Origin of the sequence: Cupriavidus sp. CuC1, from assembly GCF_044627735.1 — a bacterium.
GTDB lineage: Bacteria > Pseudomonadota > Gammaproteobacteria > Burkholderiales > Burkholderiaceae > Cupriavidus > Cupriavidus ulmosensis.
In genome coordinates this window covers 1-9,833 of record NZ_JBIUHC010000247.1, presented here as the reverse complement: position 1 = coordinate 9,833, position 9,833 = coordinate 1, and the positions used below count along the sequence as shown (strand labels likewise).

At 59.8% G+C, this 9,833-nt stretch carries 5 protein-coding genes and 5 pseudogenes; 5 read left to right on the top strand and 5 right to left on the bottom strand.

The features are described from left to right. Window positions 1-76 precede the first annotated feature (76 nt). Window positions 77-973 (top strand): annotated as a pseudogene (locus tag ACGLHR_RS48670) (YhcG family protein); the annotation flags it as partial. A gap of 85 nt (window positions 974-1,058) precedes the next feature. Beyond that, the gene (locus tag ACGLHR_RS48665) at window positions 1,059-1,328 is read left to right on the top strand and encodes a hypothetical protein (protein ID WP_400102914.1); all 270 of its coding nucleotides are present in this window, start codon (window positions 1,059-1,061) and stop codon (window positions 1,326-1,328) included. A gap of 573 nt (window positions 1,329-1,901) precedes the next feature. Here ACGLHR_RS48665 and ACGLHR_RS48660 read toward each other — a convergent pair. Together ACGLHR_RS48660 and ACGLHR_RS48655 are read right to left on the bottom strand one after the other, a co-directional pair. Beyond that, a complete protein-coding gene (locus ACGLHR_RS48660) occupies window positions 1,902-2,624 on the bottom strand; it encodes a hypothetical protein (RefSeq protein ID WP_400102912.1) in 723 nt (240 codons plus the stop codon). A 261-nt stretch (window positions 2,625-2,885) separates the two neighbouring features. Then, window positions 2,886-3,203, bottom strand: coding sequence for an H-NS family nucleoid-associated regulatory protein (locus tag ACGLHR_RS48655; protein WP_400102910.1), 318 nt, complete (start codon window positions 3,201-3,203; stop codon window positions 2,886-2,888). Window positions 3,204-3,852: 649 nt separating this feature from the next. Here ACGLHR_RS48655 and ACGLHR_RS48650 point away from each other — a divergent pair. Then, window positions 3,853-5,472, top strand: a complete 1,620-nt coding sequence (locus ACGLHR_RS48650) for a methyl-accepting chemotaxis protein (protein ID WP_400102908.1) — start codon at window positions 3,853-3,855, stop codon at window positions 5,470-5,472. A 274-nt stretch (window positions 5,473-5,746) separates the two neighbouring features. Here the strand turns inward: ACGLHR_RS48650 and ACGLHR_RS48645 are convergent. Then, window positions 5,747-6,423, bottom strand: a pseudogene (locus ACGLHR_RS48645) (IS6 family transposase). Window positions 6,424-6,507: 84 nt separating this feature from the next. After that, a complete protein-coding gene (locus tag ACGLHR_RS48640) occupies window positions 6,508-7,887 on the bottom strand; it encodes a Fic family protein (protein ID WP_400102906.1) in 1,380 nt (459 codons plus the stop codon). Between the two features lie 653 nt (window positions 7,888-8,540). Here ACGLHR_RS48640 and ACGLHR_RS48635 point away from each other — a divergent pair. Beyond that, window positions 8,541-8,897, top strand: a pseudogene (locus ACGLHR_RS48635) (excisionase family DNA-binding protein); the annotation flags it as partial. 2 nt (window positions 8,898-8,899) lie between these two features. Further along, window positions 8,900-9,034, top strand: a pseudogene (locus ACGLHR_RS48630) (PIN domain-containing protein); the annotation flags it as partial. A 560-nt stretch (window positions 9,035-9,594) separates the two neighbouring features. Here ACGLHR_RS48630 and ACGLHR_RS48625 read toward each other — a convergent pair. Continuing rightward, window positions 9,595-9,833, bottom strand: a pseudogene (locus ACGLHR_RS48625) (hypothetical protein); the annotation flags it as partial.

Genomic DNA, 9,833 nt, shown 5'->3' with positions numbered 1-9,833 from the left:
CAGCCTGAGCGAGACTGATCGTCGCCCAAAGTCCGGAACTCCTTGAATACTCAAGGTGTGCTGGATTTAGCGCTTACAGCAGATCGTCGTTTCTCTGTCGCGGCGGTTGGAGGCAGAGCACGGTCGTGGCTTCAGCGCCAAGAATTTGCGGCACATGCTGCGCTTCGCTGAGGCTTTTCCGAGCGAGGACATTGTCTACGCACTGAGTAGACAATTGAGTTGGACCCACCTCCGCAGCCTGATTTACATTGATGACCCACTCAAGCGTGAGTTCTACCTTGAGATGTGCCGCAACGAGGGCTGGAGCACTCGCACCCTCCAGGATCGCCTGGACTCGATGTTATTTGAGCGCACCGCGTTGTCCCGCAAATCGGATGAGCTTTTAGCCGAAGAGCTTACAGCGCTGCGCGAACGCGGCGAACTAAGCCCCGGCTTGGTGCTGAAGGATCCCTATGTCCTCGATTTCCTGGGATTGCGGGATCGCTATCTGGAGCGAGACCTCGAGGACGCCATCCTGCGCGAGCTGGAGCATTTTCTGCTGGAATTGGGAGCAGGCTTCACCTTTGTTGCTCGCCAGAAGCGGCTGCAGATTGACAACGACGATTTCTATATCGACCTGCTATTCTACAATCGCCGCCTAAAACGCCTGGTGGCGATCGAGCTGAAGCTGGGCGAGTTCAAGGCCGCAGATAAAGGACAGATGGAGCTTTACCTTCGCTGGCTCGCCAAACACGAGCAGGAGCCTGGAGAAGCGCCACCGCTAGGCATCATCCTCTGCACTGGCAAGAAACACGAGCACATCGAGCTGTTAGAGCTGGACCAGACCGGCATTCATGTCGCTGAGTATTTGACCGAGCTGCCGCCCCGGCAATTGCTGGAGCAGAAGCTCCATGAGGCGGTCGCCCTGTCGAAGGCACGGCTCGAAAATCGCGACGCAGACACCGGCGGCGCGCTGGAGGCGGATGAGCCATGACCCACATGTCACGGATCGGCCTTGATGACTCCTCGCTCTATGCTCGCCACGCGGCGGAGACAGTCGGCACCAGGTATTGTCCTCAATGAATCGCCACATCTGCCGATACAACCTGATCAGGCCTGTTCGGCCCTTGCGGTCCATTGCGCCATCCTGTCCGATGAAGAACCCGAAAGAACTGGAAGCCCTGCTGTGCCGCCATGCGGCGGACTTTGATGACTCCACCTATCCTGGCGACGTCTATCTCGACATGCTTGAGCGCGTGCGCCTGGCGTCCATCGCGGCTGAAATTGCCGATGTTCTGGCGGTCAGTCTTGCGTGGAAGGGGGCTCCTTGTTTTCCCTGCAAAAAGTAACGGCAGGAGATCGAGCACTGGCGTGGGACTCAGGGTCGCGGTAGGGGCGATGGTTACCCATCGCCCCCCGCACAGATCCGTACTTGCGGGACTACCGCATACGGCTCCTACCAGAGGTTCTGGCGTGAAACCGCTCCGCCGGGAGCGGGTGGACAGCCCGGCACGGGGGCAGGTACTTCTTGATTAGGCGTTTGAACCGAGCCCACGTATCCTGGGGCGCTGACTCCGCCGCATCAGTGCGTGCCGCCATGCGCGGTGCGCTTCGCTGAGAAATCCCCCCAGGCGGCACATGTTGCCTGGCACCGCGTGGTAGTTGAGGTACCCTCTTAGCGCTCTGCCTAGCCATCGTCCTTGCACCGGAACCGAATCGTGGCGCCGTCGCATCAGAGCCTCACGAATAGCAGCTAACGATGCATGGGCGGCGACAATCATTTTGTCCGGTCGTGTTGCCTCACGAAGGAATGTTACCCGACGATTTGTTGTCGTTTTGCCTTCTTCTTCATCTCTTTTTTCATGGCTTGCCGGGCGCGAAGCGCCCGGCCCCCTCGACCTCCAGATTTTTCGCGACGGTTTCTACACTTCAGTCGGCATGACGGCGGACTTGCGCAGGCCGCCCAGGACCATTTCTTTCGCGCGCTCGACGCGCCACGCCTCGACTGGGCGCTGCAACGTCCGCAGTTGTGCCTTGCTGGCATACGCGTCCGGAACCATCGCGGCCAACCGATCCATCAATTCGGTGGCCGACGCAGAGGGCTCGGCAATTAGCCACCCTTCGACAAGCGGCCACGCGTCGGCGAACGGATCCACCCGACTCCTCCACCAGTGCTTTGCGCTGGGCCGCTTGCGATGCGTTGGACGCGCCTCCCCGTCGACCCACGCCGAAGACAGGCTCGCGAGGAAGACGGCAACGTCTGATTCGCCCGCTGGCGCCGCTTCGGTGAGCACGCCGTGGGCCGCGATGTCGCTCAACGTCTGCTGAGCAAGCCGGATCTCTTGCAGCAGCCGCACAGGATCCAGGCTTTTAAACTGCGCTGTCAGTTTCTCTTTGATCGAAGGCTCAACGCTACCGTGGGCCAGAAGCCGATCGCACGGCGTCGCCGGCGCGAAGTAGACCTTGTGCACACGCGCGCCGTCGCGCGTCTTCGACGTCAACTTGAACGAAGGTTGGAAGAAGTTGATGTACAGCCGCGATGACGCATACAACTGCGCCAGGGCTTTCGTGGCATCGGCGCCGCTCAGGCGCCCAAAGCCGACCAACCGCCGCACCACAAGCCCCTTGTCCGTTTTGGGCTTCATAGAACCGCCCCAGGCGAGCGTCGGCCTTCCCACACGCTCCTGCCAGCGGAGGCTGGTTTGCCGAAGGCGGAAATGGACTCCTGGATCGGTGGAATGCCGCCTGTAGGCACGTCGACCGCTATCGTTGACGGTAGTGCGGCTCGGTTTACCATCGGTTCGCAAGGCACTGATTGTCCAGGGTGCGGGGCGCAGGTTCTGCGTGCAGCAAGTCGGCTGGTATGGCCGTGGTGGCCGCATGAAACTGACGCCCGAGTATCCGAGTCAGGCCTCAGCGATCAGAAATTTATCCCGATTTTTGCCAAGCCAAGCGGGAGCCCGGCCACGGCCAGTCCAGGTCGCGCCCGTTTTGGGGTCTTGGTACTTGGGTGGCAGGACTGTGCGCGGGGCCATCGCGGTCTTTTCGCCCGACGCTGGTCGGCCACGGCGGCGCCGTGGTTGCAGGTCGTCGGCAGTAAGGGAGAACTCGACCATTAGAACTCGGATCTTCTCGATAACACCAGCCACTTCGGTTGCACGGACTTCGGCAATCTGAGCTTCGATTTTCTCTTTTTCTGCCAAGAGTTGCTTGTAGGTCGCCATTTTCACTCTCCGTTGGAAATGAATGATTCTACCGTAGCTTTAGACAAGCACAGCAGGCCAGAAATTCCGTTAAGTATTCCGCGTAGCACTGATCTTACACACTGGTACCGTGCGAGCTTTCTCTCGCTGCAGTTCTCGCCGGATCTCCTCGCACTCGTCGTGGCTGGTGAAGGAAAAATGAACATGTATCGCCGGCTCGTTCGCCTCAACTTCCATGGATGGATTGGACCCAGGCCAATCAGCAAATCGTTCACAACGATAGCTCGGAATGGACGGTCCGCGAGGACATGTACTTGAATAAGGTCGTCGAGCATGATCGTCGGGCGGTCGATCGAGTCATTTAGTCCAGGCTCGGTTTCAAAATGCTCTGCGGTACGCGCATCCTTCTGGCAGACGTCGAGCCCATGATCACACTGCGTAAGATACAGGGAATACGCCTAGCCGCTGCCGGACAATTCTATGCCCCTACCATATGAAGGATCGCTCGTCGCAGCGCGCCCGCCTAATTGGGGCGACGCGCGGGCGCCATTGAAACGCCTGATCCCTTGCAGTAACCTAGGCGACTCCGGCCCCGGCAGTCGCCCTGACCGCTACGGCAGTTGCTTGCAGCGCACTGCATTCCCACAAGAATCCTAAAGAGAACCGCACCGTGAACTACTGGACCATCCGTACGCGCATCCTGGCCAGCTTCGCTTTCATCCTGCTGATCATGGCGCTGATGGGGGTGGTCGCGCACAACCGGCTGTCGGCAATCAATCGCGAAAGCGACGTTATGCAGAAGGACGCCCTGCCCGGACTCCATTACAGCACTGCGCTGCGCGCCACATGGAGCGAACTCTATGTCCTGGGCTGGCAGACGATGACCGCGTCCAGTGACGAAGAACGCCAGCGTTATTTCGGGCTGGCACGCGACGCCAAGCAGCGCTTGGACGCTTTGGAGCAAGGCTACGAAGCCACCATCTTCCGTGACGACGACCGGATGCGCTTCCATGCCTACAAGGAAATCCGCGCCAACTACGAACAGGCGTCTCGCATCTTCAGTGAGCCCACTGCCTGGCCTGGCGCCGCAGCAGCTCAGGCCGCCCTTCTCGGCCCGCTCCACACCACCTGGGTCGAGGGCCGCAAGGCAGCGCAGGCCCTGGTCGCTGACAACGATAGCATGGCCCAGAAGGGCGCAGCCAATATCGCCGGCTCGGTCGATCTGGCCAAGACGAGCATTGAGGTGGCCTTGCTGGTGGCAGCTTTCGCCGCTGCGATCTGCGGCTATCTACTTTTGCGCGCCATCACCGTGCCCATGCAGGGCATCGTGGGTCTGCTCGCCCTCATGCGCGGCGGCGATCTGAGCCAGCGCTTGTCGCTGAACCGCAAGGACGAATTCCTCGAGATAGAGCAGGGCTTCAACCAGATGACCGGCGAACTCACCGGACTGGTCGGCCAGGCCCAGCGCTCGGCCATCCAGGTGACCACCTCGGTCAACGAGATCGCAGCCACCGCGCGCCAGCAGCAGGCCACCGCCACGGAAACCGCCGCCACCACCACCGAGATCGGCGCTACCTCTCGCGAGATCTCGGCCACCTCGCGCGACCTGGTCCGCACCATGGCCGAGGTTTCCGGCGCCGCCGAACAGACCGCCGGCCTGGCCGGCACCGGCCAGGTGAGCCTGTCGCGCATGGAATCGACCATGCACCACGTGATGGAAGCCGCCGGCTCGGTCAACGCCAAGCTGGCCACGCTCAATGAGAAGGCGGGCAATATCAATCAGGTCGTCACCACCATCGCCAAGGTGGCGGACCAGACCAACCTGCTTTCCCTGAACGCCGCCATCGAGGCCGAGAAAGCCGGCGAATACGGCCGCGGCTTCTCTGTGGTGGCCACCGAGATCCGGCGCCTGGCCGACCAGACTGCGGTTGCCACCTACGATATCGAGCAGATGGTGCGGGAGATCCAGTCCGCGGTGGCGGCCGGCGTGATGGGGATGGACAAGTTTTCCGAGGAAGTGCGCCGCGGCATGTCGGAGGTGAGCCAAGTGGGCGACCAGCTCTCCCAGATCATCGGCCAGGTGCAGTCGCTGGCCCCCCGGGTGCAAATGGTCAACGAGGGCATGCAGGCCCAGGCCGGCGGCGCCGAACAGATCAACCAGGCGCTGATGCAGTTGTCCGAGGCCGCCCAGCAAACCGTGGAATCCCTGCGGCAGTCCAGCCAGGCGATCGACGAGCTGACGCTAGTTGCCGACGGCTTGCGCACCGGCGTGTCGCGTTTCCAGGTTTGACTCGGCATGTGCCGACTTTTGTCGCGGACTTGCCCGTCAGCATATGCGGGCGTTGGGTAGGTGATCCAGAGAGGGTCAGCAGTCGTCATGCCAAACGCAATTTGCTGGTGTCCAGACTCCTACCACCAAGGCTGCCTTCTCCGAGGCGGCGTCACTTTTGTTTTGTTCTACGGCGGCGGCAATGGCAGGGTGAGCCAACCAGACGCCTCGACCGCGCCAAAGTCATAGGCGCTATAGATGCACACCGCTGCGATGACATAGTGGACGACGAGATTCATCGACGAACAGCAAGCTGTTTGCGATAGAAGGCCGCGCGCAGCAGATGGCGCGTGAGCGCGAAGTGCTGCCGGACGGGACCGAAGCTCGACAGGAATGCCTGCGTGCGCCTCGGGTCGCGAAAACCACGCATGCGCCGCTCCCGCTCGCGGGCCGGCAGGTGACTGTTCTCGGCCGATTGTTCACCCGGGCAGCGGCTTTGACGAACACGTGCTTGACGTGCGCGAGTTCGGGGATCTCGGCCTTCGCCGCCGGATAGCTGCGCAACTGGTCAGTGACGATCTTGTGCGGCACCTCAGGACAGGCCGCGAGTACGCGTTTGAAGAACCGTTTTGCCGCGGCCTTGTCACGCCGCTTCTGCAGCAGGATATCAAGTTCGGCGCCGTGCTGATCGACTGCACACCACGGCGGATAAGGCTCGCCGCGCAGCGTAACGAACATTTCGTCGAGGTGCCAGATACTGCTTGGCTTGCGGCGGATAGCCTTGACGCGATGTGCGAAGCCCGCGCCGAACTTGTCGCAACAGCGACGGATCGTCTCATAGCTCACGACGATACCGCGCTCGAACAACAGTTCTTCAATATCACGCAGGCTGAGTTGAAACCGGAAATGCCAGCGTACTGCCTGACTGATGATCACTGCTGGAGACCGGTGACCGTGATAGAGAGATTTCATTTCGCGCGGTTGGTGGCGCTGTCGCAGGTGCTGTCGCCATCCTTGGCCTCCGGTCTGATGGCCGGGGCTTGCCGCGCATTCCGATCAGTCGCCTACTGGCCGGCCGTCGGCGAGCCACTGCTGTACCTCTCTCATCCGTAGGCGGTAACGAGAGAAATTGTGCTCTCCAAGCCTGAAGAGATCACCTTTGACCATCTCCTGGAGTTGGGCAGCAATGCCAGGCTCTAGGCCGAGATCCGCGATCACTTTGGTTAGGGGCTCTCGGTCTCGCACAACCTGCGCGACGACTTCGTGGATCGTCTCTCGATACTTTGCTCGGAATGGATCGGGCTGCCCGGCCGCCGCGATCTGGGCGGCATACTTCGCGATTGATCGGCGATAAGTCCAGGCAAACAGGTCGGCAGCGATACTGGCATCAAGCAGTTCGTAGACGCCGATCCTAGCTCTACCGTAGTCGTCATCGCTGACATCGAGGAAACTGAGCGGGGCGCAGTTGTAGAGCAGAAGCGGGATGTTTGCGCTGAGACGACTGGTACGCTTGTTCCCATCCTCGAAAGGTTGGAGGTATGCAATGTTCACCCAAAGGAAGAACGCTGCTTCCGCGGGATTTTTGATCACTTTTGCCTTCTCGACGATCTGCGTCAGCATCTCGTCTAGCAATTGCGGGGCGTGCGAGGGGACGTACACGGTATTGCTGATGCTTACCACCTTATTGCGGATGGTCCCGAGTGCATCCTCATCCTTGAGCAACCCTTGCATCAACAGCGTATGGAGGTTGCGAATGATCGGTACGCTCAATCCGTATAGCGGAACCTCATCAATCAGGAACTCGATGGCCTGCTTGTGGTTCAGGAGCATCGTCGCATCCCGATCGCCGGGATCTGCACGCCCCGCTTTGAACAAGACCTCCGTATCAAGCCTGGAGTACCTGTTCCCCTCAAGACGAGAGGATGAGAACGACAGATCGATCAGCAGCGGAGCGATGACATTGCGCGCGTATGTACCTGCTGGCTGCTGGCCTTGCATCCGGCCTTCGCTGTATAACTCGTTGGCCAGGGACTCGGGAAGCAAGAAGGTCTGGTTTGGCTGGTAGTCGTCGACAAACTTCCGTTGATAGCTGACGGGGGTACGTACGCCCAATGGAGCATCGAGTTTGGCCATCAGATTCCTAGCCTCGGCGGACCAGGTCAGCGCGGCAGTTCCCACCGGCGCTGCTGCTGGTGGCGTGCTCGATACCCGGGCGACCGGTTGCGCCAATCCCACGAGCCGGTATCGCGTGCTGGAAGACCTGCCAAGCCGCTCGATCATCCCGTCGGCCTCAAGCCGTTCCAGATAACGGAGAACGGTGGCCGGAGGCGCATCCACAGCGCCTTCCACGTCGCGGCGACGCAATTCGACCTGGCCCGCGGCGGCGCGGTCCCTGAAGAGCTTTAGGATGCCCTCGAACAGTTCGATTCTTGCCATCTGGGTGACTCAGGAATGATTCGACGTTGATCTCCAATCAATCTTACATCAAAAATGATCGGAGAATGCTTCTAAAATCATTCTCGAATCAATTTCGATTAAAGATGGTGACGTATGAGGCATACTGTGCGCAGGAGTTTGGCCGCCGAGAAAAGAGAAGCTCGCGTCAATGGTCAACTGGTCGGACACGCGGCACGGTCCGTGCGGGCATATGGGAGCTGGCCAAGTGTGGGCCCGAAATCGGGAGACGGCACCGCTGGGAGGGCGAAGATGACAGGAAGGGCTGGGCATGATGGCCGCCTGTCTCGTCGTCGCCACGCGCGAAGCTCGCCGCGCAACGCATCGCGCTTGTTGAGATCGTCGTACTTTTTTACGCAAAATCTGGCGGTTTTGATCCGAAAAACCATACGGATCAAGGACTTGCTAAATTGCCTGCCTCGCGAAAGAGGTAGCCTGCGGAGCCTTGCTGTAAGCGGCCCTCTGGGCAAGCGTAAAAAGTACGGAAACCCCTACTTGCGCGCCATTCGACCCCTCGTACATGCCGCAATAGGCGCATTTTCGAGAGTGTCGGCTCGTAACTTTCATGTGTGAAAGTCGCACCCTGAAGGATGGGTGTCGTATACGACACTTCACGCCATCAAGCTACACCGATAACGCAGCAATTTGACTTCAAGACCGACAGGGGAGAGATGCGCAGCGTCACCCTGCCGACCTCGGCGCTGAAGCTTCTGGTTGAAGTGCTGGCCGAAATCGGGCAAGGGAACGCTGTTTCGATCATCCCAATCCATGCCGAGTTGACTACACAGGAAGCCGCAGACCTGCTCAACGTTTCGCGGCCATATCTGGTTCAACTGCTGGAAAAGGGGGATATCCCGTTCCGGAAGGTGAACACGCATCGACGCGTGCTCTATCAGGACGTGGTTAGTTATAAACAACGCATCGATGAAGCGCGACGCAAGGCGTTGGACGAGCTCTCCGCTCAGGCACAAGAGCTTGACATGGGCTATTGAGTATGGCGTCTAATTTCGCAGTTGTATACGATGCCTGCGTTCTTTATCCAGCCCCATTGCGAGACCTCTTGATGCGCCTTGCGCTGACGGACTTGTACCGCGCCAAGTGGATGGACCGAATCCATGATGAGTGGACGAGCTTACACAGACGGTTTCCATCCCTACACAATTCGGCATGGCGGCCTAACGCGCTCGGGTCGGGTCAATGCGCTGACGACGAAGCGATTGTTCGGGACGTCCAACTCCCGCATACCCTCGGGGCTCATCCTCTCGGACATCATCACTACCTGGATCCGAGTAGCAATCTGCGCAGGCTTGCGCATTGCTGCCAACCCCAAGACCGCGGCTGGATATCGAGCCGTGGGCGGCGTCGCTGCCTGCAGGCTTTCGCAGCTGTCGGGGTCCCATTCAAACCAATGGGATTGCCGCACTCATTGTTATATAGCATAACTATCCAGGCATTCTTGGCACCTATGGCCTAGTGTTGCGTTGGTTTTGGTTTTCAGGTTTTGTTGTATTTCAGCCGGAAGACGGACGGATTTTCCACAGGCCCCCCACTTTTTGGGCTAGCACGTGTTGCGTGCCCGTGGCACCAGTCTTCGTTGCGTTGAGCTTTGTGTGGAGGCGCAACGGAAGGACACGCCAGGCTGGGAGTCTGACGGCTGCGGTGTTGCGCGTTGCACACTTGGGCGTGGGACTACGATCGCGTCCTTGGTTTGACCCCCAGTTCCCACAGCACGTCGATGTTGCGGAGATATATGGAGACGTTCTCGGCCGAACTGTGGATGATCGAGTGCTCGCGCCCATCGACGGAGTCAATTTTTGCCGTCCACGGATCTTCCAGGCACTGGCAAACATCCTCAATATCGTCGCGATACTGCTGCAGCGCCTTCGGGGTCCAGGTCCGCATTGCATCTGGAGCCAACAACGCAGAGA